This window comes from Cupriavidus sp. C3SS-1 (genome assembly GCF_057073755.1).
Window position 1 is genome coordinate 3,002,824 of record NZ_CP172699.1, and the last position, 25,052, is coordinate 3,027,875.

Annotated in this window: 19 protein-coding genes; 8 read left to right on the forward strand and 11 right to left on the reverse strand. The window is 67.5% G+C overall.

The window, feature by feature from the left end:
- Positions 1–90 precede the first annotated feature (90 nt).
- Positions 91–1,608, reverse strand: a complete 1,518-nt coding sequence (amaB, locus tag ACIGJC_RS13965) for an L-piperidine-6-carboxylate dehydrogenase (RefSeq protein WP_483709519.1) — start codon at positions 1,606–1,608, stop codon at positions 91–93.
- Positions 1,605–2,786, reverse strand: a complete 1,182-nt coding sequence (locus tag ACIGJC_RS13970; protein ID WP_483709520.1) for a saccharopine dehydrogenase family protein — start codon at positions 2,784–2,786, stop codon at positions 1,605–1,607. Before ACIGJC_RS13970 ends, amaB begins: the two co-directional genes overlap by 4 nt.
- A 138-nt stretch (positions 2,787–2,924) precedes the next feature.
- Here ACIGJC_RS13970 and ACIGJC_RS13975 point away from each other — a divergent pair, with 138 nt between their 5' ends.
- Complete coding sequence (locus ACIGJC_RS13975; RefSeq protein ID WP_483709521.1) at positions 2,925–3,383, forward strand: Lrp/AsnC family transcriptional regulator; 459 nt, start codon at positions 2,925–2,927, stop codon at positions 3,381–3,383.
- A 48-nt stretch (positions 3,384–3,431) separates the two neighbouring features.
- Positions 3,432–4,241: a 4-hydroxy-tetrahydrodipicolinate reductase gene (dapB, locus tag ACIGJC_RS13980; protein WP_483709522.1), complete on the forward strand. Its 810-nt coding sequence runs from the start codon at positions 3,432–3,434 to the stop codon at positions 4,239–4,241.
- 19 nt (positions 4,242–4,260) lie between these two features.
- Here the strand turns inward: dapB and ACIGJC_RS13985 are convergent, their stop codons facing one another.
- From ACIGJC_RS13985 to ACIGJC_RS14000, 4 genes are all read right to left on the reverse strand, one after another.
- Positions 4,261–4,977 (reverse strand): hypothetical protein, encoded by a 717-nt coding sequence (locus ACIGJC_RS13985; RefSeq protein ID WP_483709523.1) that lies wholly within the window; start codon positions 4,975–4,977, stop codon positions 4,261–4,263.
- Positions 4,978–5,114: 137 nt separating this feature from the next.
- Positions 5,115–6,611 carry a chloride channel protein gene (locus ACIGJC_RS13990; RefSeq protein WP_483709525.1) on the reverse strand — a complete coding sequence of 499 codons (1,497 nt, stop codon included), beginning with the start codon at positions 6,609–6,611 and terminating at the stop codon, positions 5,115–5,117.
- 160 nt (positions 6,612–6,771) lie between these two features.
- Entirely contained in the window at positions 6,772–7,767 is a 996-nt protein-coding gene (locus ACIGJC_RS13995; RefSeq protein ID WP_483709526.1) for a Bug family tripartite tricarboxylate transporter substrate binding protein, read from the reverse strand.
- Positions 7,768–7,845: 78 nt separating this feature from the next.
- On the reverse strand, positions 7,846–9,348 hold the full coding sequence (locus tag ACIGJC_RS14000; protein WP_483709528.1) for an acyl-CoA synthetase: 1,503 nt from the start codon (positions 9,346–9,348) through the stop codon (positions 7,846–7,848).
- A gap of 127 nt (positions 9,349–9,475) precedes the next feature.
- Here ACIGJC_RS14000 and ACIGJC_RS14005 point away from each other — a divergent pair, with 127 nt between their 5' ends.
- The 3 genes from ACIGJC_RS14005 to ACIGJC_RS14015 all read left to right on the forward strand — a co-directional run bounded on the left by ACIGJC_RS14005 (position 9,476) and on the right by ACIGJC_RS14015 (position 12,378).
- The gene (locus ACIGJC_RS14005) at positions 9,476–10,378 is read left to right on the forward strand and encodes a LysR substrate-binding domain-containing protein (RefSeq protein ID WP_483709529.1); all 903 of its coding nucleotides are present in this window, start codon (positions 9,476–9,478) and stop codon (positions 10,376–10,378) included.
- Between the two features lie 124 nt (positions 10,379–10,502).
- On the forward strand, positions 10,503–11,012 hold the full coding sequence (locus ACIGJC_RS14010) for a winged helix-turn-helix transcriptional regulator (RefSeq protein ID WP_483709531.1): 510 nt from the start codon (positions 10,503–10,505) through the stop codon (positions 11,010–11,012).
- Positions 11,002–12,378, forward strand: a complete 1,377-nt coding sequence (locus ACIGJC_RS14015) for an MATE family efflux transporter (protein ID WP_483709534.1) — start codon at positions 11,002–11,004, stop codon at positions 12,376–12,378. Before ACIGJC_RS14010 ends, ACIGJC_RS14015 begins: the two co-directional genes overlap by 11 nt.
- On the opposite strand, the gene ACIGJC_RS14020 is transcribed toward ACIGJC_RS14015, so the two are convergent.
- The 4 genes from ACIGJC_RS14020 to ACIGJC_RS14035 all read right to left on the reverse strand — a co-directional run bounded on the left by ACIGJC_RS14020 (position 12,367) and on the right by ACIGJC_RS14035 (position 20,796).
- Complete coding sequence (locus tag ACIGJC_RS14020) at positions 12,367–13,815, reverse strand: efflux transporter outer membrane subunit (protein ID WP_483709536.1); 1,449 nt, start codon at positions 13,813–13,815, stop codon at positions 12,367–12,369. The two genes, ACIGJC_RS14015 and ACIGJC_RS14020, sit on opposite strands and share 12 nt — an antisense overlap.
- A complete protein-coding gene (locus ACIGJC_RS14025; protein WP_483709537.1) occupies positions 13,812–16,985 on the reverse strand; it encodes an efflux RND transporter permease subunit in 3,174 nt (1,057 codons plus the stop codon). Before ACIGJC_RS14025 ends, ACIGJC_RS14020 begins: the two co-directional genes overlap by 4 nt.
- Positions 16,982–18,202, reverse strand: coding sequence for an efflux RND transporter periplasmic adaptor subunit (locus ACIGJC_RS14030; RefSeq protein WP_483711551.1), 1,221 nt, complete (start codon positions 18,200–18,202; stop codon positions 16,982–16,984). Before ACIGJC_RS14030 ends, ACIGJC_RS14025 begins: the two co-directional genes overlap by 4 nt.
- Before the next feature lie 209 nt (positions 18,203–18,411).
- Complete coding sequence (locus ACIGJC_RS14035; protein WP_483709539.1) at positions 18,412–20,796, reverse strand: carbohydrate-binding family V/XII; 2,385 nt, start codon at positions 20,794–20,796, stop codon at positions 18,412–18,414.
- A 352-nt stretch (positions 20,797–21,148) separates the two neighbouring features.
- Between ACIGJC_RS14035 and ACIGJC_RS14040 the strand changes: the two genes are divergently transcribed.
- A complete protein-coding gene (locus tag ACIGJC_RS14040) occupies positions 21,149–22,279 on the forward strand; it encodes a metallophosphoesterase (RefSeq protein ID WP_483709540.1) in 1,131 nt (376 codons plus the stop codon).
- A gap of 190 nt (positions 22,280–22,469) precedes the next feature.
- Here ACIGJC_RS14040 and ettA read toward each other — a convergent pair whose 3' ends face one another.
- Positions 22,470–24,137, reverse strand: coding sequence for an energy-dependent translational throttle protein EttA (gene ettA, locus ACIGJC_RS14045; RefSeq protein ID WP_483709541.1), 1,668 nt, complete (start codon positions 24,135–24,137; stop codon positions 22,470–22,472).
- A gap of 142 nt (positions 24,138–24,279) precedes the next feature.
- Between ettA and ACIGJC_RS14050 the strand changes: the two genes are divergently transcribed.
- Together ACIGJC_RS14050 and ACIGJC_RS14055 are read left to right on the forward strand one after the other, a co-directional pair.
- Complete coding sequence (locus ACIGJC_RS14050) at positions 24,280–24,504, forward strand: hypothetical protein (protein ID WP_061953311.1); 225 nt, start codon at positions 24,280–24,282, stop codon at positions 24,502–24,504.
- 49 nt (positions 24,505–24,553) lie between these two features.
- Positions 24,554–25,033, forward strand: coding sequence for a M48 metallopeptidase family protein (locus tag ACIGJC_RS14055; protein ID WP_483711552.1), 480 nt, complete (start codon positions 24,554–24,556; stop codon positions 25,031–25,033).
- The last annotated feature ends 19 nt before the right edge of the window (positions 25,034–25,052 follow it).

The window sequence follows — 25,052 nt, forward strand, 5'->3', positions numbered from 1 at the left end:
CGGGGCCCTCGCGTAATACAGCGTCAAGGCGCTGTAACCCTTGTTACGATTCGCAACGATTGGATGAACGTAAAGCCGCTCCGTTGTGCCTCAGATCTCGAACCGGATGCCCTGGGCCAGCGGCAAGGTATCGCCGTAGTTGATGGTATTGGTGGCCCGCCGCATATAGCCCTTCCACGCATCCGATCCCGACTCGCGGCCGCCGCCGGTCGCCTTCTCGCCGCCGAACGCGCCGCCGATCTCGGCCCCGCTGGTGCCGATGTTCACGTTGGCGATGCCACAGTCGCTGCCCGCCGATGACAGGAAGCGTTCCGCCTCGCGCAGCGACTCCGTGAAGATGCACGACGACAGCCCGTGCGCCGCCGCATTGTTCAGCGCGATGGCCTCGTCGAGCGATGTGTAGGGCATCAGGTACAGGATCGGCGCGAAGGTCTCGGTCAGCATGGTGTCGTGCTGCACCTCGGTCATCACCAGGGCCGGGCGCACGTAGCTGGCATGCGGGAAGCGGTCGGCCAGCAGCCGTTCGCCCCCGGTGACAATACTGCCCTGCGCGCGGCAACTGGCCAGCGCGTTGGCCATGGCATCGGCCGCGGCGGTATCGATCAGGGGGCCTAGCAGCGTACCGTCCTCGAGCGGATCGCCAACTGGCAGGCGGTCGAACACCGTGACCAGGCGGCTCGTCAATGTGTCCATCAGGTCGGCATGGACGAAGCAGCGGCGCAGCGTGGTGCAGCGCTGCCCGGCCGTGCCCGCCGCCGCGAACGTGATGGCACGCACGGCCAGTTCAATGTCCGCCGAGCGCGTCACGATGGCCGCGTTGTTGCCGCCAAGCTCCAGGATGCTGCGCTTGAAGTGCTGGGCACAAGCCACGCCGACTTCGCGGCCCATGCGCGTGGAACCGGTCGCGCTGACCAGGCGGACCGCCGGGTGCCCGACCAGATGCGTACCGATCATGCGGCCGCCCGGCAGCACTGCCGATATCCCCTCGTACTGCGGCGCCGTGGCGGCCAGCACGCGTTCGAACAGGCCATGCGCGGCCAGCGCGCACAGCGTGGTCTTTTCCGACGGCTTCCAGATCACCGCGTTGCCGCACACCAGCGCCAGCGCCGCATTCCACGCCCACACTGCCACCGGGAAATTAAAGGCCGAGATCACGCCGCACAGGCCATACGGATGCCAGGTTTCGCGCATGGCATGCTGCGGGCGCTCCGACGCGATGGTCAGCCCATGCAGCTGCCGCGACAGTCCGACCGCGAAGTCGCAGATGTCGATCATCTCCTGCACTTCGCCCAGTCCTTCCTGCAGGATCTTGCCCGACTCGAGCGACACCAGCCGGCCCAGCGCCATCTTGTGTTCGCGCAGCACCTCGCCGAAGCGCCGCACGATTTCGCCGCGCACCGGGGCCGGCACCAGCGCCCAGCCGCTCTGCGCCTCGTGCGCGCGTGCAATCAGAGCGTCCGCCTGGGCTGGCGTGCAGGCGGGAACGTGGCCGACGGCTTCGCCATCGACGGGCGAACGAACGATGACCGTGCCGGCCGGAGTGCCGTCGCTCCATGGCCGGGGCAAACCCATCGACTGCCAGCACGCCGCGATCTCTTGCGCTTTCATACCGTCATCTCCTGCAGTGGGCGCTGCGTGTAATGGCGGCCAAAACGGTTGGCCAGGAAGGCCGCCAGCGGCACGGCTTCCTGCCGCACGAAGCCAGACTGCGGCAGCCCGCCGCCGGCCACCAGGTCCAGCGCCGTGCAGATCGCCGCGGCCGTCGTCAGCTGGATGGCATTGACGTGCCCGGCCGGGCCATCCACGCCCCCGATACGCGCCGAGTACGAGGCCTGCGTGAGCGGCCCGCGCCCGCGCTCGCCGCCGGCCGGATAGCCGGTCGCGGTGGCGAAGATGATAACCACGTCCTGCTCCGTGACCGGAATCGACCGGTCGAAGATCTCGCGCAGCCAGCCGCGCCGCTCGCGCAGGCGCAGGTCGTTGAGCAGCAGCTTCATCAGCGCGCAGTGGCCCGGGTAGCGGATCGACTTGTAGTCGACATTGCGTGCGCGGCCCGACAGCGTCTCCGGCAGCGTGCCGAGCCCGCCTGAGGTATTAAAGGCCTCGTACTCGATGCCGTCCAGCGCGAAGGTTTCCAGACCTTCGAGCGCCGGCAGTTCCACGCTGCGGCCATCGACAATCGCCTCGCACGGATTGCAGTACTCGTTGATCAGCCCTTCGGTGCTCCAGGTCAGGTTGTACTTGAGCGCATTGCTCGGGTAGCGCGGCAGCGCGCCCACGCGCATCTGCAGGTCCAGCAACTCGCCGCCGCCGCGCACGAAGCGCTGCGCCAGGTCGTTGCCGACCACGCCGATAAAGCCCGGCGCCAGGCCGCACTGCGGCATCAGCACCGAACGCGCGTTCTGCGCGAGCTGGCGGATAGCCTGCGTCGCGGCCACGTCCTCGGTCAGGTCGAAGTAGTGCACGCCCAGCCGCGCGGCGACCGTGGCGACGCTCACCGCGGCGTGAAATGGCAGCGCGTTGAGGACCGCGTCGGCGCCCGCCAGCAGCGCGGCGCAGGTGCCGGGCTCGGTCGGATCGCCGGCGCGCACGGTGATGGCGCGCGGCAGGCCGTCGAGGCGGCGCGCATCGTTGTCGACCAGGCTCACGCGGTAGTCGCCGCTGTCGTGCAGCATGGCGGCAATGGTGCGGCCGATCTTGCCGGCCCCCAGCACGACGATTTGCAAAGGCCCCTTGGCCAGCGTCAGGTCCCGCGGCGAGCCGGGCCCCAGGGTAGTTGCCTGCATGGTGTCCTCCTCTGTCCAAGCCTGTTCGTGCATTCCGGATTCCTGACTGAAGTATGGTCAGGGTGCACAACGGAAAGAAGGCACAAGTTCGACGAATCCCCGCCATAATCGAACGAAACGACGACTGATTTCGACGATATGGCAGATTCCGACAAGCTCGACCAGACCGATCGGCACCTGTTGGCGCTGCTGCAGGCCAACGCCCGGGAAAGCGCCGCCAACCTGGCCCGCGGTCTGGGCATCGCCCGCACGACGGTGGTCGCGCGGATCGCGCGGCTGGAACGCCTGGGCGTGGTCGCCGGCTACGGCGTGCGGCTGGGGCGCGAGATGGGCGACAACGCCATCCAGGCCTTCTGCGGACTGTCGGTGCAGCCCAAGGCCGGTCCGGCCATCGTGCGGGCGCTGCAGCGCCTGCCGGAAATCGAGGAACTGAGTTCGGTCAGCGGCCCGGTGGATTACATGGCGGTGATCCGCTGCGACACCCATGCGCGGCTCGACCAGCTGCTCGACGAGATCGGCATGCTCGACGGCGTGAACCACACCACGACGTCGATCGTGCTGGCCAGAAAAATCGACCGCCGGCGCGCAACCGGCTAGCGCGGTATGCTCCTGCGACCACCCTTACGAAACGGGAGAGAAAAGACAATGAGCAATCCGATCCGTGTCGCCGTAGGCGGCGTAACCGGCTGGGCCGGCGGCGAACTGGCACGCGGCGTCGCGCACGCGTCCGACATGACGCTGGTGGCCGGCCTGTCGCGCGGCGCCGCCGGGCAGCCGCTGGCGCAGCTGACGGGCCATGCCGATACGCCGGGCGTGGCGGCGGCCAGCATCGAGGCGCTGGGCAGCACGCCCTATGACGTCTACGTCGAGTACACCAAGCCGGCCATTGCCAAGCACAACATCCTGCAGGCGCTCGCGCACGGCGCGCACGTGGTGGTGGGCACGTCGGGCCTGACCGACGATGACTATGCCGAGATCGACGCGGCCGCGCGCAAGGCCGATCGCGGCGTGCTGGCGTGCGGCAATTTCGCCATCACCGTGGTGCTGCTGCAGAAGTTCGCGGAAATGGCGGCGCGCCACCTCGACCACTGGGAGATCATCGACTACGCCAAGGCCGGCAAGGTCGACGTGCCGTCAGGCACCGTGCGCGAGCTGGCGTTCCGTCTCGGCGAGGTCAAGGCGGCGCAGCAGGCGGTGCCGGTGGACCAGGTCAATGGCCCGCGCGAGACGCGCGGCGCCACCATGTCCGGCACGCAGGTGCATGCCGTGCGGCTGCCCGGCTACCAGCTCGGCGTGGAAGTGATCTTCGGCGCCGACGGCCAGCGCCTGCACCTCAAGCATGAAGCCGGCGACGGCTCCAAGCCCTATGTATCGGGCGCGCTGCTGGCGATCCGCAAGGTCCACACCGTGCGCGGCGTGGTACGCGGGCTGGACAAGGTGATGGAAGGCATCTGAGCCAGCACGCGGGCAGGCGTTACCAGCTGCCCGGCTTGACCGGCTTGGGCGCCGGCTTCTTCTCCTTGCTCGGCGCGGCGGCAGGCGCCGATGCGGGCGCGAGCTGCTGCGCGACCTGCGCGTCCTTGTCCGCCATCAGCGCGCGGGCGCGGGGCAGCAGCATTTCGATGGTGCCGGTGCTCGGGTCTTCCGGCATGGCGTAGAGCTCGACCGTCAGTGGCTTCTGCATCCAGCCAGCGTGGATGGTCTTGACCGTGTTGCCGGCCTTGTCCCGCATGTCTTCCTGCTCCTGGCGGAACGGCTTGCCGTACAGGGCATTGACGCTGTCGAGGGCGGCCTGCTGCGAATTGGCGCCGCCGGTCGGCACGACCACGCCGACCAGCGCGTTACCGTCCGCAAAGGCCAGGACATGCACGCCGTCCATGAAGGACGGGCGCTTGTCGCGCGGGATGCCGACCTGGCGCATGATGCCGTCGCCCTTTACCTCGACGCAGAAAGCGGTCACATCGCGGCCATCGGGCGTGCGCTTGTCCGCACAGTCAGGCAGCGCGGGCAGCGGATTGCCGATTTCCAGCAGTTTCAGCATCGGGGCCAGCGCGCTGTCGCTGGCGGGCGCAGTCTTCTGGGCGGCTTTCGGTGCCGCGGCGGCAGGGGCGGCAGCCGCCGGGGCGGCAAAGGCGCTCGTGGCGGCGCCGATCAGGCCGGCGGCAGCCAGCCTGGCAACGGGAAATTTCAAAATCCGGACTCCTCAAAAAAGGCCCCTGTTGGAGCCTGCGGGGGGCCGGATGTTCCGGCCGCCCTGCATAACACCGCGCAGGCATGGCGCATGAGGCACTCTTCCATTGCAAAGTGCGCCCAAGCCGGCCTGCGCCGTCAGCCTGCGGGGGCCTTGCGCACCAGCGCCTGGGCCTCGCGACGGAAGACATGGCCGACGTGATGGTAGAACGGGGGCGGCGAGAACTGCCGCGAGATAAACGACGCCAGCAGTGAGGCCGCCAGCAGGAAAAGGGTCAGGTCCTGCGTGCGCGTCATTTCCATGACGATCACGCTGGCCGTAATGGGCGCCTGCGTGGCACCGGCCAGGAATGCGGCCATGGCCACCAGCGCCAACAAGCGTGGCTCGTGCATGCCGGGGATAAAGTGCGCGACGTTCTCGCCGATGCCGGCGCCGATGGCCAGTGCCGGCGTGAAGATGCCGCCGGGAATGCCCGCGAAATACGACACCACCGTGGCCGCGAACTTGGCCAGGCCGAACCACAGCGTGGCGTGCGATTCGCCATTGATCAGCGCCGAGGCCTGCTCATAGCCCGTGCCCAGCGTCGCCCCGGCCGTCGCCCAGCCCAGCGCGGCCACGACCAGACCGCAGCAAAATGCCGCTTGCACCGGATGCGCGGGCGGCCAGTGGCGCCAGCGCTGCGGCAACAGTCCCGGCACGCCGCCGATCAGCGCCTTGGCAAACAGCCCGCCGAGCACGCCGCACACCAGCGCGCACAGGATCACCGGCCCCCACGCGGCATGCAGCACCAGCATGGGAACCTTGACGACAAAGTAAGGGTTATTGCCGAGCAAGGCCAGCGACAGGAAGCCGGCCGTCAGCACACCAGACAGCACCAGCCGGTCCCAGCGCACGGCCGTGCCGCGGCCAAGTTCCTCGATGGCAAATACCACGCCCGCCAGCGGCGTGTTGAACGCCGCGGCAAGGCCACCCGCGGCGCCGGCCGCGATCAGCGCGTTAGGATGAAAGCCGATGCGAAAGCGCATCTTCTCGTGGCACCAGTGGCCCCAGGCCAGCATGGCCGCGGCGCCAACCTGCACCGACGGCCCCTCGCGCCCGACCGAAGCGCCGACGAGCAGGCCGGCGGCGGTCAGCACGACCTTCCACATCGACTGGCGGAACGACACCAGCAGCGTCTGCGCCGGCCCCGAAGGCGGCAGCGTGACGGCCGCGATCACCTGCGGAATGCCGCTGCCGCGCGCCTGCGGCGCGAGCCGGATGGTCAGCCAGCGCAGTGCGGCCAGCCCGAACGGGAGCATGACGAACGAGATCCATGGCGTGGCCTGCGTCATGTGGTAATTCCAGCGCAGCGCCAGTTCGGCGATCCATGCGAACACCAGCGAGAACAGCGCCACGCAGCCGGCACCGCACATGAAGACGGCATAGCGCAGCGTGGTACGGGAGATGCGCCCCGCCTGGCGCGACTTGCGCCAGGCCGCGAGGCGGGCGCGACGGCTGATCGCGTCGGTCAGGCGGTCATTGGCGCGGCCCCGGGGGGGGGCAGGGATGACATCCGAAGCCTCCGGGCGGACGGCTTCTGCGTTCTCGGAGGCGGAGGAAGCGCTGGTTGGTTCGGGTGGGGCGGGGTCTGTCATGACGTGCGGAGCATTGCGGCATCCTGCGCGCCCGGCGTTGCGGGCGCCTGTGCCTGGATGTCGCACTATACGCCCGTCAGCGCGGAGCGCACCGCACGTCGCCGGTAATCGGCCGAATGCCGCCGGTGCCCAAACGCGCGCTTCACCGCGCGGTGGTTCGTCAATCCAGCGTGATGTTGTTGGCCTTGATGACCTTGCCCCAGTGCTCGCGGTCCACTTCGACATAGCGGTCGATCTCGGCCTGCGTGCGGGGCGGCTGCACCACCAGGCCCAGGTCGTTGAAGGTGGCGCGGAATTTAGGATCCTTCAGCACGCTGTCGGCCGCGGCTCGCAGCCTGGCCACGGCCTCGGGCGGGGTCTGCGCCGGCACGGCCAGGCCGAACCACGTGGCGGCCTGGAAGTTGGGATAGCCACCTTCGGCGACGGTCGGCACATTGGGCAGGACGTCCAGCCGCTGGCGGCCGGTGACGGCCAGCGCCTTGAGCTTGCCGGCCTTGATGTGCGGCAGCGAGGTGCTGACCACGTCCACCATCAGCTGCGTGTCATTGGCCAGCAGCGCCGACAGCGCCGGCGCGCTGCCGTTGTAGGGCACATGCGTGACCTCGATGCCCAGCTCGGTCTTCAGCATCTCGGTGGCCAGCTGCAGCGCGTTGCCCAGTCCCACCGACGAATAGTTGAGCTTGCCGCCGCTGGCCTTGGCATAGCTGGCGAACTCTCGGACATTGCTGGCCGGCACCTTGGTGTTGGTCACCACCACCAGCGGCACCTCGGCGCCGACGCTGAAGATCCTGAAATCGCGCGGCGGATCGTATGAGATCTTCTTGTACAGCATGGGGTTGAGCACCATGCTGCCGTTGGTCGCCAGCACCATGGTGTAGCCATCAGCCGGCGCGCGCGCCACGCTGGTGGTGCCGACCATGGTGGCCGCGCCCGGGCGGTTTTCCACCACCACGGTCTGGCCCAGCTGGCGCGACATGCCGTCGGCCATCGCGCGGCCGAACTGGTCGGTCGAGCCGCCTGGGGTGTATGGCACCACGAGCTTGATCGGATGATCGGGATACGCGGCCAGCGCCGGCGCGGCGCCGCCTGCCAGTGCCCATACGGCGGCTGCCGTCGCGGCGAGCCAGGTCCTGCGACTGAATTTGCTGCCTTGCATACTGTCTCCTGTCTGGCGGCGCCATCGTGGGCGCCATGCTTCTCTGGTTTTGATGGATGCGGCCTTGCCGCGCCCGGTTCAGACGCGCCGCTGGCGCCCTTCCCAGTACCGGTCGCGCAGCCGGCGCTTGGCCAGCTTGCCGGTTTCGTCGCGCGGCAATTGCGGCTCGATCACGATACTGCGCGGCACCTTGAAACCCGACAGGCGCGTGCGCAACCACTCGATGACGTCTTCCTCGCGGATCGTGGCGTCGGGCATTGGCTGCACCATGGCCAGCAGCCGCTCGCCATATTCATCGTCGGGCACGCCGAACACCACGCAATCGGCCACGCCCGGGTAGCGCACCAGTTCGTGCTCGATCTCGGCCGGATAGATGTTCACGCCGCCCGAGATCACCATGTCGGATGCACGGTCGCAGATGAACAGGTAGCCATCCGCATCGACATAGCCCATGTCGCCGAGCGTCACCAGGCCATCGCGGTCGATGGCGCGGCGCGCAGCGTCATTGTTGCGGTAAGTGAAGTCCGGGTAGGCGGGCTGGCGCACATAGACCATGCCGATCTCGCCCGGCGCGCACGGCTTGCCGTCGGTATCGAGAATGCGCAGTTGCGCGTCGTCCACCGGCTTGCCGGCGGTGCCGGGGCGGGCGGCGGCATCGGCGGGCGTGGCGACCGTGATCATGCCGGCCTCGCTCGACGCATAGGTTTCGTGGATGACCGGGCCGAGCCATTCAAGCATCGCGCGCTTGACCTCCGGCGCGCACGGCGAGCCGGTCGAGGCGACGAAGCGGATCGACGACAGGTCGTAGCGCGCGCGCACCCCGGGTGCGAGCTTGAGCAGGCGCACGTACATGATCGGCACAAGGTAAAGCACGTCGATGCGATGCTTCTCCACCAGCGCCAGTACCTGCTCGGCATCGAAGCGCGGCGTGAGCACCAGCCGCTCGGCCATCTGCAGCGCGTTCTGGATAAACGAACCGGGCGCGCTGTGGTACAGCGGCGCCGTCATCAGCACGCGGCAGCCGGGGACGATGCCGTAAACCTGCCGCACCAGCGAGCGCGAGCGCGCAAGCTGGTCTTCGAGCTGGTCCAGCGGCACCGGCTCGCGCAGCACGCCCTTGGGACGGCCAGTGGTGCCCGAGGTATAGGCCATATGGCCGCGCGGTGACACGCGCGGGCCGTCGTAAGGGGATTGCCGTGCGAGCCACCCTTCGTAGTCGATACCGTCGTCGGGCGCCTGCGAGTCATCGGCGACGACAAGCACGGTCATGCCCGCCGGTATGGCCTCGCGCACGGCAGCCAGCAGGCCTGCATGGACGATGAGCGCGCGGGCGCCGCTGTCGGCCAGCAGAAAGCGCACCTCCTCGGCGGTGAAGTGCCAGTTGATCGGGCAGTAATAAGTGCCGCCGATGCGGCACGCCTGGACGACATCGACGTAGACCGGATCGTTGCGCAGCAGCACCGCCACCACGTCGCCCTCCCGCAGCCCGGCGGCGCGCAGGCCGCCAGCCAGGCGGGCGCCACGATCGAGCAGTTCGGCGCCGTCGCGGTGCATGTCTTCGAACCAGAGGTCTGTCGCCATCGGTGGTCTCCTGTGCATTGTCCTGTTTGGCAGCGTTCCACTGTAGCCGCGCTGCGTGGCATCGACAATTCACCGCACCGGAATCACAATGTTGCGCCAGACGTGACAATCCTGCAGGCAATCCCCGATGGACCTGAACCTGATCGAGGCTTTTGTAGACATCGTCGATGCCGGCAATCTGGCCGAGGCCGGCCGGCGCCGGGGCGTGACGCGCTCGCAGGTGAGCCGCCAGTTGCGCGAGCTGGAACAGCAGGCCGGCGCCCAGCTTTTGCGCCGCACCACGCGCCGGCTGGAGATGACCGAGCCCGGCCACGCGCTCTACCAGCATGGGCTGCGGATCTTGCAGGAGGTGGCATCGGCGCAGGCCGAGATCGACAGCCTGGGCAAGACGCTGCGCGGCCATGTGCGCGTGAGCATGCCCACGGGGCTGGGCGATGCGTTCGTCGCGCCGCTGCTGCTGCAGTTCGCGCAGCGCTACCCGGGCATTACGCTGCGCGTGTTCTTCGCGAACCGCGTGGTCGATCTGATTGCATCGGAAATCGACGTGGCGCTGCGGGTGACGTCGTCGCCGCCGCTGGACCACGTGGCGCGCGAGATCTGCCCGATCGACTGGCAATTGTGCGCGTCGCCCGCCTACCTGGAACGCGTGGCGCCGCCCGGCGTGCCAGCCGACCTGAAGCGCTGCCACTTCCTGTGCCCGCCGTACGGCACGCGTTTCGTGCTGGCCCTCAATCGCGACGGCCTGCGCGAGGAAGTCGAACTCACGCCCCATCTGCAATCGGAGCACTTCCGCTTCCTGCACCAGGCCGTGCGCGAAGGCCATGGCGTCAGCCTGCTGCCGCGCTATATGAGCTGGGAGGAAGTGCGGCAGGGCCAACTGGTGCCGGTGCTGCCCGACTGGAAACCGGAAGGGCTCGGCAGCAGCCTCTACGTCATCACCACGCCGAGCCGGCATCCGACCATGGCGACGCGCGCGCTGATCGCGTTTCTGAAGGAAGAGATTGGCAAGCTGCCGGTGTTCAACGGATAGCACGGCAAAGACGAATGAGATCTGTACGACACGCCGAAACGTGCCGTGCAAACTTTCAATTCGCAAGCTATTATTCCGAAAACTTGCAAATCGCAAGTAAAACCACACCAGGCGCGAAAGACCTATGCCCCCAACCGATTTCACCACCATGCCCTGCCCCGTGGCCCGCTCGATGGCGGTGCTGGGCGAGCGCTGGGCCATCCTGGTGCTGCGCGAAGCGTTCTACGGCAGTACGCGCTTCGACGAATTCGAGAAGAACCTGGGCATTGCTCCCAACATCCTGAGCGCGCGGCTGAAGACGCTCGTGGCGCACGGGCTGCTGGGTCGCGTCACGCCTGAGGGGGGCGGGCGCCATGTCTACCAGCTCACGGAAAAAGGCCGGGACTTCTTCCCCGCCTATGTCGCACTCAAGGCCTGGGCGGACCGCTGGATGGCCGATGAAAAGGGTCCGCTGACGGTCCTGCAGGACATGCGCAGCGGCACCGAAATCCCCACGCCCTCGCTCACGCGCGCCGATGGCAGCGCGATCACGCTGGACGATGTCCGCGTCCTGCCTGGCCCTGGCGCGGGACGCTTCCTGCGCCGCCGCTTTGGCGAAACCGACGCCGAGCCGGAGGACAACCATGCCTCCTGAAACGCCCGCCATGACCACCCCCAATACCGTAGCCTCGGCCGCCAGTTCGGACCCCGTACCGGCGACCGAACTGGCGCGCCGCATCGGCAGCCTGGCCGGGCCAACCGCCGTGATCGCGATTCTGCAGTCTTGCGCGCAGCTGGTGGAAACCTGGCTCGCCGCTCGCCAGGGCACCGCGGCCCTGGCCGGCTGGGCCGTGGTGCTGCCATTTGCGCTGCTGCTGCAGCAGATGTCCACGGGCGCCATGGGCGGCGGCGTGGTGTCCGCCATCGCCCGCGCGCTGGGGGCCAACAAGCGTGAAGAGGCCTCGGCGCTGGTCTTGCACGCGCTCATCATCGCGGTGACGGCCGGCCTGGCGTTCGCCGTGGTGCTGGCGGGCTTCCCGCGTGGCGTGCTGGGCGCGGTGGCCGGTGTCACCGCGGCCGAGGCAGCGGCCACCTACGCGATCTGGCTGTTTGGGGTGGGCGCGGTGCCCGCCTGGCTCGCCAACACGCTGGCCTCGGTGCTGCGCGGCGGCGGACGCCACGCGCTGGCCGCGCGCGTGCTGGCGCTGATGTGGGTAGCCTTTCCGTTGCTGTCATGGCTGCTGGCCGAGCCGATGGGCATGGGTCTGGCCGGCATTGGCGCGGCGCTGGCGGCGGTGTCGTGGGCTGCGGCACTGGCCATGGCCGTGGTGGTGGCGCGCGGCGGCGCGGGCTTCGTGCCGGTGCTGCGCATGCGGCCGTCCCGCGCGCTGTTCGCGCGCATCCTGGCGGTCGGGCTGGTGGCGTGCGCGCTGGCGTCGGTGGCCAACCTGACCACCATCCTCGTCACTGCGCAGCTGCGCCACCATGGCACCGCCGCCGTGGCTGCCTACGGCATCTCGGCGCGGCTTGAATTCCTGATGATCCCGCTGGCGTTCGGCGTCGGCTCGGCGCTGACCGCGCTGGTCGGCCGCGCGGTCGGCGCGGGGGACTGGCGCACCGCGCGCCGTACGGCATGGGTCGGCGCGCTGCTGGCGCTGCTGATCGCCGGGCTGGCCGGCGCACTGGTCGGCATGATGCCGCACCGGTTCGCCGGGCTGTTCACGCAGGACGAGCAGGTCGCCGCCATTGCCGCGCGTGCGCTGTCCTGGGTCGGGCCGGCATTTGGCGGCTTCGGGCTGGGCATGGCGCTGTACTTTGCCTCGATGGGCGCGGGCCGCATGCGCTGGCCGATCGCGGCCGGCCTGTGCCGGATCGGCCTGGCCGCCGGCGGCGGCTGGCTTCTCGCCAATGTCGCCGGCATGGGGCTGGATGGGCATTTCCTGGGCGTGGCGATGGGGATCACCGCCTACGGCCTGGTGACGGCGCTGGGCGTGCGCCAGGGGGAATGGTCAGCGCGCTAGGACGGGCGCGTCGCCCGGCATGCCTGCACCCCGGACCGCATCGGGCACCGCCGGCCAGCCGCCGCCCAGCGACTTGTACAGCGCCGCGGTGCCGTTCAGCACGTCGACCTGCCCCTGGATGGCCGCCAGCTGCGCGTCGAACAGCTTCTCGCGCGCGTTGGTGACTTCCAGGTAGCTCGAATAACCGCCCTCGTAGCGCGCAAAGGCCTGGTCCGCATAGATGGTCAGGCTCTTTTCCTGGTTGCGCAGGCTGCCCAGCCGGTTGCGCGTTTCGACACCGTTGGCCAGGGCACTGTTCACGTCGGCCAGCGCCGCCAGCACGGTGCCCTGGTAGGCCAGCATGGCCTCGGTGCGCTGCGCTGACGCCGTCTGCACCTGGCCACGGATGGCGCCGCCCTGGAAGATGGGCTGGGTCAGTCCGGCACCGAACCCCCACACCCTCGATGCACTGTCCCACAACCCCGCCGGGGACGAGGCGATGGCGCCGAACAACCCGCTCAGGTTGACGGACGGCAAGTACAACGCCTGCGCCGCGCCCAGTTGCGCGTTGGCCGCCACCGCGACCTGCTCGGCCTGCAGCACGTCGGGCCGGCGCGACAGCAGCACCGCCGGCAGGTCGGCGCCCACCGGCGGGGCCTGCAGCTCATAGATGCCCTTGCCGCGCTCTACCGGCCCCGGCTGGCGCCCGAGCAGCACCGACAGCGCGTTTTCGGTCTGTGCAATGCTGGTGCGGATCTGCGGAATGGACGCCTCAGCGACATAGAAATCGTTCTGGGCCTGGGCCAGCTCCATCTCGGAGATCACACCACCTTCATAGCGCTGCTTGAAGATGTCGAGCCCGCTCGCACGGGAGTCCAGCGTCTGCTTGGCGACTTCAAGCTGGGCATCGAGCCCGCGCAGCGTGGCATAGCCCTGCACCACCGACGCCGCAAGCGACAGCACCACGCCGCGCCGCGCGTACTCGGCATTCCACAGGCTGGCCTCGGCGGCCTCGGCCTGGCGCCGGATGCGGCCCCACAGGTCGAGTTCCCAGCTCGCGTTGGCCAGCAGCTGATACGAGTTGCGCGGCCCGTCGAACGACGCGAACTGCGTGCCGTTGAACGTGCCCGCGCGCTGGCGGGTGGCGGCCGCGCCCAGGTTCAGCTGCGGGAACAAGCCCGAGCGCGCGACCATCAGCTGGCCGCGGAATTCGTCGATGCGCGCGGCGGCAATGCGCACATCGTAGTTATTGGCCAACGCCTCGTCGACCAGCGCGTTGAGCTGCGGATCGTTGAACTGGTTCCACCAGTCGCCGTCCGCCGCAATGGCCAACTGGCCGGTATCCATGCGGTATTGCGCGACATCCGGCGTTTCCGGCCGCTGGTAATTGGGACCGATTGCACATCCGCTCAGCGCCGCCGCGGCACCGACGCCCAGCATCAAGGCACGCACGGTCATGATGGTTCTCCCGCCGGTGGCACGGCTGGCGGCTGCGACGCGCCCCCGGCCTTGGCTTCGCCCTTGGCCTTGCCTTCGGACATGCGCTCCAGCCCCCAGAAGAACATCGGGATGAAGAACAGCGCGATCACCGTGGCGCCGAGCATGCCGCCGATCACGCCCGTCCCGAGCGATTGCCGGCTGGCCGCCGATGCGCCACTGGCAATGGCCAGCGGCACACAGCCCAGGATGAACGCGAGCGAGGTCATGATGATCGGGCGCAGCCGCATCTTGGACGCATGGATGGCGGCGTCATACGCGCTGAGTCCTTCCTTCTCGCGCATTTCCACGGCGAACTCGAAGATCAGGATGGCGTTCTTCGCGGCCAGCGCAATCAGCACGGTCAGGCCGATCTGGAAGTAGACGTCGTTCTCCATGCCCCGCATCAGGATGCCCAGCAAGGCGCCGAACAGCGCGAACGGCACCGCCAGCAGCACACCAAGCGGAAGCGACCATTTTTCGTACTGGGCCGCCAGGATCAGGAACACCATCAGCAGCGCGAAGGCGAACACGTAGACGGCGGTGGAGCCGGCAGTCTTCTCTTCGTAGGCCTGCCCGCTCCAGGCATACGCGTAGCCCTCGCCCAGCACCTCCTGCGCGATTTCCTCCATGGCCGAAAGTGCCTGCCCCGAGCTGTAGCCCGGCGCGGCGTCGCCGACAATCTTGGCGGCGGGGAAGTTATTGAAGCGCGTGACGATGTCGGCGCCAGGCATGTACTTGGTCGTGGTCACCGCCTTGATGGGCACCATCTCGCCCTTGCTGTTGCGCACGTAGACCTTGTCGAGGTCTTCCGGCCGCGAGCGGAAATCCGGCTCCGCCTGCAGGATCACCTGGAACAGGCGGCTGTTCTTTGGGAACTGGCTCACGTACAGCGACCCGAACATGGTCTGCAGCGCCGAATACACGTTCTCGACCGGCACGCCCTGCGTTTCGGAACGTTCGCGGTCCACCTCCACCAGGTACTGGCGCGAACGCGAGTTGATGGTCGAATTCACACCCGTCAGTTCCGGCCGCTGGTGCGCCTTGGCAATGAACGCGCGCACCCGCTCCTCCAGCTGCTGATACGTATTGTCGCCCGTGCTCTGCAGCCAGAACTCGAAGCCACCGGTCGTGCCCAGGCCAGGAATCGACGGCGGATTGATCGGGATGACCACGCCGTCCTGGTAGGCCGAGAACTCCTTCTTGCCCTGGACGATCAGATCGTTCGCGCTTTCGCCCTTGCCGCGATCATGGAAGCCCTTGAGCGTGATGAACAACGTGCCGGAATTGCTCTTGTTCTGGGAGTCGATCAGGCTGTAGCCGTCGACGGTCGCCACCGAAGCCACGCCCGGCTGCTTGGCCAGCCAGGCCTCCGCGCGCTTGGTCATGTCGCCGGTGCGGTCCAGGCTGGCAGCGTCGGGCATGACCGCGGCGCCGAACAGGTAGCCCTGGTCCTCGACCGGCAGGAACGAGCCCGGAATGCGGATGAACATCAGCACGCTCACGGCGACCATCACCAGTATGATCGCGATCGACACCACGGAGCGCCGTATCACCAGCTGCAGCGATTTGTCGTAACCGGCGATGAGCTGGTCGAACTTGTTGTTGAACCAGGTGAAGAAGCGGTTCTTCTTGTGTTCGCCAGGCTTGAGCAGGATGGCCGCCAGCGCCGGCGACAAGGTCAGCGCCACGACCCCGGACAGCACCACCGATACGGCAATGGTGACCGCGAACTGCTTGTAGAGCTGGCCCGTAATACCGGACAGGAATGCGACCGGGATGAACACCGCGAGCAGCACCAGCACGATCGCCACCACCGGCCCGCTCACCTCGTCCATCGCCCGCTTGGCGGCTTCCTTCGGTGGCAGCTTGAACTCGGTCATGTTGCGCTCGACGTTCTCGATCACCACGATGGCATCGTCCACGACGATGCCGATCGCTAAGACCATGCCAAATAACGTCAGCATGTTGACCGAGAAGCCGAACGCGCTCATGCCGACAAAGGCGCCGATGATCGACACCGGCACGGCCAGCAGCGGCACCAGCGTCGCGCGGAAGCTCTGCAGGAACAGGTACACCACCAGGATCACCAGGATCACGGCGTCGCGCAGCGTATGCACCACCTCGTTGATCGACTCATGCACGAACTCGGTCGTGTCGAGCGCGATCTCGTATTCCAGCCCGGGCGGGAAGCTCTTCTTCAGATCGGCCAATGTGGCGCGCACCTGCTTGGCGACGTCCAGCGCGTTGGCGCCCGGCTGCTGGTAGACCGCCATCAGCGTGGCGGTCTTGCCCTTGTAGCGGCTGCGCAGCGAATAGTCCTTGGACCCCAGTTCGGCGTGGCCGATGTCCTTGAGCCGTACCAGCGCGGTTTCGCCGGACTGCGCGCGCAGGATCATGTTGTCGAACTCGGCCGGCTCGGTCATGCGGCCCTTGGTCGAGATCGGGAACGTCAGCTGCACCGGACCGTTGGTCGGCGACTGGCCGATACGCCCGGCGGAGAACTGCTGGTTCTGGGCCGCGACCGCGTTCTTCACGTCCTCGGTCGTGATGCCGAGCGAGGCCATGCGGTCCGGCCGCAGCCAGATGCGCATCGCGTAGTCGGGACTGCCGAAGATCGATGACTGGTTGGCGCCGGGTATCCGCTTGATCGCGTCCAGCACATAGATGTTGGCGTAGTTGCCGACAAAGGTCTGGTTGTAGCTGTTGTCCGGCGAGTAGATGGCAATCACCATCATGAACGCGGACGAACGCTTCTGCACCGACACGCCCTGCGACGTCACCTCGCTCGGCAGCGTGGGCAGTGCCAGGTTGACGCGGTTCTGCACGTCGACCTGCGCGAGTTCCGGGTCAGTGCCGATCTCGAAATACGAGGTCAGCGTCAGGTCGCCCGTCGAGGAACTCGTCGAACTCATGTACATCATGCGGTCCGCGCCATTGACCTGCTGCTCGATCGGCGCGGCCACGTTCTGGGCCACCACTTCCGCGCTGGCGCCAGGGTATCGCGTGGTGACCGTGATCGTCGGCGGCGTGATATCCGGGAACTGGGCGATCGGCAGCTTGGTCAGCGCGACCAGGCCGCCCACCGTGATGATGATGGAAACGACCGCCGCGAAGATGGGGCGGTCGATGAAAAAGTGGGCAAGTTTCATGACTTGCCCCCGGCCGGTGCTGCGGCTGCCGTGCTCGATGCCGGAGCGGGAGCCGCGGGCGGCGCCACGGCGCCGCTGGCCGCGGCGGGCGCAGAGCCCGGCGTGGCCTCGACCGGCTTGACCGGTACCCCAGGCGCCAGGCGCAGCGTGCCGCTCACCGCGACGCGCTCCCCGGCCTTCAGTCCGGAACGTACCACCCAGTTATTGCCGGTCCACTCACCGACATCGACCACGCGTTGCTGGGCCTTGTTGTCGGGCCCGATCACCCACACGGTCTGGCCGCGCTGGCTCTGGATGATGGCGTCCTGCGGCACGGCAATGGCGCTCGTGCGCGTGGCGCCATGCACCTTGACCCGCACGAACTGGCCGGGGCGCAGCACGCCCTCGGGGTTGGCCACTTCGGCACGGACCAGGTAGGTGCCGGTTTGCGCGTTGAACGAGGCATCGGCAAAGGCAATGCGCCCATGGTTCGGGAACTCGGTGCCATCGGCCAGCACGATCACGACTTCGAAGCGGTCCTGTCCGGGATACTTGATCGCGCCCGATTCCCGCTCCGTGCGCATGCGCAGCACTTCATTCTCGGACAGGCTGAAGTTCACCCACATCGGGTCGAGCCTGGCGACGTAGGTCAGCAGGCTGTTGGCCGAGTCGATATAGGAGCCCGGCTGGCGCTTGGCGAAACTCGACAGGCCGGCCACCGGCGAAGTGATGGTCGTATAACCCAGGTTGAGCCTGGCGCTGATGACATTGGCTTTCGCGCCTTCCACGGCCGCCGCGGCAGCCTGTTCCTTGCCCACGGCATCATCGAGATCGCGCTGGCTCAAGGCGTTGCGTTCGGCCAGCGGCCGCACGCGCTTCAGGTCGGCGCGAGCCGTGGACAGGCGGGCCTGCTGCTGCCCCAGTTCGGCCTCGGCCGCCTGCAAGGTGGCCTCGAACGGCTTGCGGTCCATCAGGAACAGGGTCTGGCCGGCCTTGACCACGGCGCCTTCGGTATAGACCCGCTTGTCCAGGAAGCCATTGACGCGCGCCCGGATCTCCACTTGCTGCGAGCTCTCGGTCTGGCCGACGAAATCGTAGACCAGCGGCACGTCCCGCAGCGCCACCGTCATGACCCCGACCTCCGCCGCAGGAGGCGCAACTGCCGCAGGCTTCTCCTTGCTGCACCCCGCCACCAGCAAGACCGCAAGCAGCCCCGCTGCCCTGCGCCAGTTGAGCATTGTCCTCACGTGACCTCCTGTGCCAGCAAACATGGCAGCCTCTTGTTCCAGGCACGACGAGCCAAAGCCGGCCGTGCTGGTGCCTGTTCAGGCAGGTTACGGCGCGCCAAAGGGCGCGCCTATTCAAACTTTTTGTGGCCGTGTTTACTCATTTCGTCGCGCAAATCGGCCGTCATGCGCGGGTGCCGCTTCGCTCTGCCGCCGGCGCCTCAGCGCCGGAAGCCGCCGTGGAACCTGCCGCCGCCACGGAAGCCGCCGCCACCGAAACGGCCACCGCCCTGCCATCGCTGCGCCGCGCCCTGGAAGCGCTGCTGGCCGACTTCGCGCGCCTGCCGTTGCTGGTCCAGCCGGCCCGTGACTTCGTTGCTGGATTGCACCGGTTCCCAGCCGCCCGGCGTGTGTTTTTGCCAGCCGTTGTCGGTGTGCTGGTACACGGACCCGTCGTGCCCGGCATAGACATTGCCGTTGTTCCAGACGACCGCATTGCCCTTGTCCGGATTGGCAACGAAGCCACGGCTGCCGGCCGTGTGCTGGCCCGTCTGGGCATTGCCTGCGATGCCGGCCTCGGCCGCGCCCACGCGCCCGGTCTGGGCGTTGTAGCCGGCGGCCTGGCGCCCGGCTGCATAGTTGCCGGTGTATTCGTTGCCGACGACACCGCCACGCCCGGCGCCTTCACGGCCGGTGGACGGATTGGCGAACGACCCCTGCCGTCCCGCCGCGAAATTGCCGGAATACGGATTGAACGCGGCGCCGCGGCTGCCCTGGAAATGCGCGCCCGTGGCGGGGTTGAATCCCGAGGCCGCGGTGCCGCGCCACTCGGTGCCTGTCCAGGCATTCCAGCCCTGCGCGTGCGTGACTGTGCCCTGCCCCCAGCGGCCGTAGAAGTTGGCCTGGTTCACGTTCACGTAATTCCAGTTGTAGGGGCCGCCGCCCCACCAGTAAGGTCCCCAGTAAGGCGACGCCGCCCCCCAGAAGGCGCCGGCGGCAAAGCCGAACGCAAAACCCTCGGCCAGGCCGATGCCGAAGCCAGCGCCATAGCCGTAGGTGACCGGATAGCCGTAATAGACCGCGCCCACATACGCCGGATAGACGTAGCCGGTGCCGTACACCACGGTGCCGTCGGCGCTGACCACCACGCCCATGTAGCCCGGGGTGTAGCCGACCACGACGGTCTCCGGCGTGACCGAATAGATGCGCACGTAGGTCACGTAGTAGACCGGGGAGCTCGGCGGAATGGTGTAGATGGCCGATGGCACCTCGGTCGCCACGCGCCAGGTGCCCGCCGGCGAAGGCGCCGTGAACCAGACGCCGTTGGCCACGGCGTAGTAATGGCTGCTGTCCACCTCGATCACCGGCGTGCCGGTGTTGAGCGCGTAGCTGAGCGACGTGCCGGTGATCGGCACGAAGCGCGGCGCGCCATCATAGGCAACGGTCAGTTCCGCCTTCGCTCGCGACACGGTGGCCGTCTGCGGAATGGTGGCGGCGATCGCGGCCTCCTTTGCCTGCGGCGTGCCCGGCACCGACACCAGCACGTTGGCCTTGGGATCGTTCGGGGAGATCTTCGCGAAATCGGCCGGAAGCTCGGCGCCGGGCACGTATTCCCAGGGGCCTGGCAGCATCGATGCGCGGAACCAGCGGCCCGACACCAGTACGTAGTAGTTGTTGGAGGCCGGATCGACGAACACTGCGTGGTCCGCATTTGACATGGCCAGCAGCCCGCCGCCACCCACCGGCTTCATCTGTGGCGCGCCGCTGGTCACCACGAGTTCGGTCGGCCGCGTCGCCAGCACGATGTCGGGCCCGCGCGCGGGGCGCTTGCCGTCCGCCGGCAGCATCGCGTCGGGCTTCAAGGACGCGGCGGCCTTGGTGGCGGCGTACTGCAGGCTCTTTGGCACGGTCGCCATCACTTCCCAGGAGCCGCCTGCGGACTCGGACCGATACCAATACCCTGCCGCCTGAAGGTACAACTCGCCGCCGGGCTCGCGCAGCAGCATGGCCCGGCTGTTCAGCGCGCGTTCGTAGCCGGTCCCCGGCACGGCGCGCCAGGCCGGGTCACCGTCCACCAGCACGAGCAGGGTCGGCGTGGTGGCAAAGACAATCTGCGGAGCATCGTTCTTCACCGTCACCCGCGCCGCGCTGGCCAGCTGGCGCGAAACGGCGTAGCTGGCCTGGAGTTCGTCCAGCGGCACCGTCAGGCCGGCGGGCGGAAGCCGGGCCAGGAGGGCGTTGCGCACCTGGTCGGCGGCGTCGGGGCGCGTCGGCACCTCGACGCTTTCAATGGTGATCTGGGTCAGTTGGACCAGTGCCGATGGCTTGTCGATATCGGCGATGGCCGAGAAATGGACTACGCCATATGTCGGCGACCCGTCCTTCGCGCCGACTGCCACCGCGGCACGGCCTGACATGCGGTTGCCTTCCCACTTCTCGATCTCCGGCTGGTACAACTCGACATGCTCGCTGGCCGCGTCGAAATTCCGGGGCCAGGTAAGCGGGGTAACCGTCTTGGGCGGTGTTGCCGCTTGTGGCGCGACCGGCGACAGCGCGATGCAGACGGCAACCGCCAGCGCGCTGGCGTGCTTAAGGCGAAACGACATGGAATATCTCCGGCTTGGGCTGACCGCCGTGCAGGCATAACAGACGAACGCTGGGCACGATGCGGCACAACCGACCCGTCTTTGTGCGAATCTAGATGAGCCTGCAAGGGCGGACAATCCGTTTCAAAAACATTCAGCACGAGACCGCAAAAGGCTCAGATCACTAACCTCGGCACGCGTGAAGCGCGTCGGCTGCGTCACATGCCGATTTCGATTCGATCCCGGAAGACCGGCGGTAAATCCCTGCCACGACCGTCAATGGCACATTGCAGCCACGCCGGCAGCGTGTACGCCCTTGAACCTGCGCCGCGCTGGCCCCACCTTTTCCGGACGCTCGCCCAAATCCGCCCCCATGACCCCAAGGCTCACCATCCTGACCGCCGGTACCATCACGGCACTGTTGCACGCCTATATCGGCTTGCGCCTGCTGCCTGACCTGCCGCTGCCCCTGCTGGTCAAGTTGCTGGGCGGCGCCTGGCTGGCGCTGTCATGCGCGCTGCTGCCGGCCGGCCTGCTGGCGCGCCGCGTGAGCCAGCCGTGGTCGGACGCGGTGTCCTGGATCGGCATGCTGGCGATGGGCTTCTTCTCCACGCTGCTGGTGCTGACGGTTGCGCGCGACATCGTGCTGGTCGTGGCCTGGCTGGCGGGCTGGCAGCCCGCCGGGCTGTACGCCTATAGCGCCGCCGCAGTGCCGGCGCTGGCGCTGCTGGTGACGCTGGCCGGCTACGTGAATGCTCGGCGGCTCGCCCGGGTGGTCGAAGTCGACGTGCCGGTCAGCGGCCTGCCCGAGGCGCTGCATGGCTTCACGATCGCCCAGATCAGCGACATCCACGTCGGCCCGACGATCAAGCGGCCTTACCTGGACCGCATCGTCGACCGCGTCAACAGCCTGCAGGCCGATGCGGTGGCCATCACCGGCGACCTGGTCGACGGCACCGTGCGCGAGCTGTCCGCCCACACCGCTCCGCTAGCGCGGCTGCAGGCACGCCACGGGGTGTACTTCGTCACTGGCAACCATGAGTATTACTCCGGCGCCGAACCGTGGATCGCCGAACTAAGCCGGCTTGGCCTGCGCGTGCTGATGAACGAGCACGTGGCGCTCGATCATGGCGGCGACGTCCTGGTACTGGCCGGCGTGACCGATTACTCGGCCGGCCGCTTCCACGAGCACCACCGCAGCGACCCGACGCGCGCGCTGCAAGGCGCGCCACGCGCCGGCGCACGCGTGCTGCTGGCCCACCAGCCGCGCACGGCGCCTGCCGCGGTCGAGGCCGGCTTCGACCTCCAGTTGTCAGGCCACACCCATGGCGGCCAGTTCTGGCCATGGAACCTGTTCGTGCCGATGCAGCAGCCGTACACCGCAGGCTTGGCGCGGCATGGGGCGATGTGGGTCTATGTCAGCCGGGGGACGGGATATTGGGGGCCACCCAAGCGGTTTGGGGCGCCGTCGGAGATTACGCGGGTGAGGCTGGTGCGAGCGTAAGGCTGAAATGCGTCGACGAGCTTGCTTGCCGACGCAAGCCTATCGGCAGATGCCAATAGATACACATACGCCAGGGAGAGCACTGTGATCATTGAGCCAGGAAAGGCAACATGCGCCGTGATCCTCGGTCACCGCTGATATGCAAAACGCCCCTTCAATTGAAGGGGCGTTAGCTTTAAGGCCGCACCAATCAGCGCGAAATCGGCTTGTAGCGGATCCGCTTCGGCTTGGCGCCTTCCTCACCCAGGCGGCGCTTCTTGTCCGCCTCGTATTCCTGGTAGTTGCCCGGGAAGAATTCCACGTGCGAATCGCCTTCAAAGGCCAGGATGTGCGTGGCGATCCGGTCCAGGAACCAGCGATCGTGCGAGATCACCATCACGGAGCCGGCGAACTCCAGCAGCGCATCTTCCAGCGCACGCAGCGTTTCCACGTCCAGGTCGTTCGACGGTTCGTCCAGCAGCAGGACGTTGCCGCCGGCGATCAGCGTCTTGGCCATGTGCAGGCGGCCGCGTTCACCGCCCGACAGCGTGCCGACCTGCTTCTGCTGGTCGCCGCCCTTGAAGTTGAAGCGGCCGATGTAGGCGCGTGACGGCGTTTCGTACCGGCCCACGGTCAGGATGTCGGCGCCGCCCGAAATCTCCTCGAACACGGTCTTGCTGCCATCCAGCGCGTCGCGACTCTGGTCGACGAAGGCCATCTTCACGGTCGGCCCGATCTTGATCTCGCCGCTGTCCGGCTGTTCCTGGCCCGTGAGCATCTTGAAGAAGGTCGACTTGCCGGCGCCGTTCGGGCCGATGATGCCGACAATGGCGCCGGGCGGCACCTTGAAGCTCAGGTTCTCGATCAGCATGCGGTCGCCAAACCCCTTGCTGACGTTGTCGAACTCGATCACCTCGTTGCCCAGGCGCTCACCCACGGGGATGAAGATTTCCTGGGTTTCGTTGCGCTTCTGGTATTCCTGGCTGTTCAGCTCGTCGAAACGGGCCAGACGCGCCTTGGACTTGGCCTGTCGGCCCTTCGGGTTCTGGCGCACCCACTCCAGTTCCTTGTGCAGCGCCTTCTGGCGGGCCGATTCGCTGGCTTCCTCCTGCTTGAGGCGGTTTTCCTTCTGGTCCAGCCACGAGCTGTAGTTGCCCTTCCAGGGAATGCCCTGGCCGCGGTCCAGTTCCAGGATCCACTCGGCGGCATTGTCGAGGAAGTAGCGGTCGTGGGTCACGGCCACCACGGTGCCCGGGAAGCGCGTCAGGAACTGTTCCAGCCAGTCCACCGACTCGGCGTCCAGGTGGTTGGTCGGTTCGTCGAGCAGCAGCATGTCGGGGCGCGACAGCAGCAGGCGGCACAACGCCACGCGGCGCTTCTCGCCACCGGACAGGTGGCCGACCTTGGCATCCCACGGCGGCAGTCGCAGCGCATCGGCGGCGATTTCGAGCTGCAGTTCGGCGTTGTTGCCATCGCTGGCGGCCAGGATCGCCTCGTACTTGGCCTGGTCGGCGGCGAGTGCGTCAAAGTCCGCATCCGGCTCGGCATAGGCGGCGTAGATCTCGTCGAGCTTCTTGCGCGCCTCGAATACGCCACCGAGCGCTTCTTCCACCGATTCCCGCACGGTTTGCTCGGGATCGAGCTGCGGTTCCTGCGGCAGGTAGCCGATGTTCAGGTTCGGCATCGGCGTGGCTTCGCCTTCGATCTCCTTGTCCAGGCCAGCCATGATCTTCAGCACCGTGGACTTGCCCGAGCCGTTCAGGCCAAGCACGCCGATCTTGGCGCCGGGGAAAAAGGACAGCGAGATGTCCTTCAGGATGTGACGCTTGGGCGGAACGATCTTGCCCACGCGGTTCATGGTGAAAACGTACTGAGCCATGGAGTGCGGTGTCCGTGCTGTGCGGGGAATTTGGGAATGGGCGGAGTTTAACAAAGCACGTGCCCGCCGGTCGGCGAAATGCCGGCGCGCCCGGTACAATCCAGGGTTCGCTGTAGCGCTAACCCATTGATTTCATTCGCCCATGAGCAAACCTGCCCTGACCCTTAAATTCAAGTGCAAGAAGTGCACGAAGCCCGTCACGCTGTACCTGCAGAAGACTTCGGCCTGCTCGCATATCACGCCGTACCAGGGCTTCTGCAAATGCGGCGAGCTGATGCGCCACGCCACCGGCGACAAGGACGCCGTGGAGTCCTTCGTCAATTCGATGGACAACAGCTGGATGCACCACCATCACCACCACCACTGATCCGCGCGCCGTGAACGCAAACACCTGGCAGCCGTCCGCGAAGGACCCGATGCGCTTCCTGGGCGGATACCCGCCAGGCGTGCTCGACCAGGTGCGCGAACTGGCCGCGGCCGGCAAGCTTGGCGAGCACATCGCGCGCCGCTACCCGGGCCAGCATGGCGTGCAGTCCGACCGCGCACTGTATGACTACGCGTCCGAACTGAAGCAGGAATTCCTGCGCAGCGCGCCGCCGCTGCACAAGGTCGGCTACGACGCCCGCCTCGACACGGCCCACAAGGCGCTCGGCCTGCATACCGCGATTTCACGCGTGCAGGGCGGCAAGCTCAAGGCCAAGAAGGAAATCCGCGTGGCCTCGCTGTTCAAGGAAGCGCCGCCCGAATTCCTGCGCATGATCGTCGTGCACGAGCTCTCCCACCTCAAGGAGAGTGACCACAACAAGGCGTTCTATCGCCTGTGCGAGCACATGGAGCCGCACTACCACCAGCTCGAATTCGACACGCGGCTGTGGCTGGCGTCGCGCGAACTCTAGCCCGGCATGCCGCAACGGC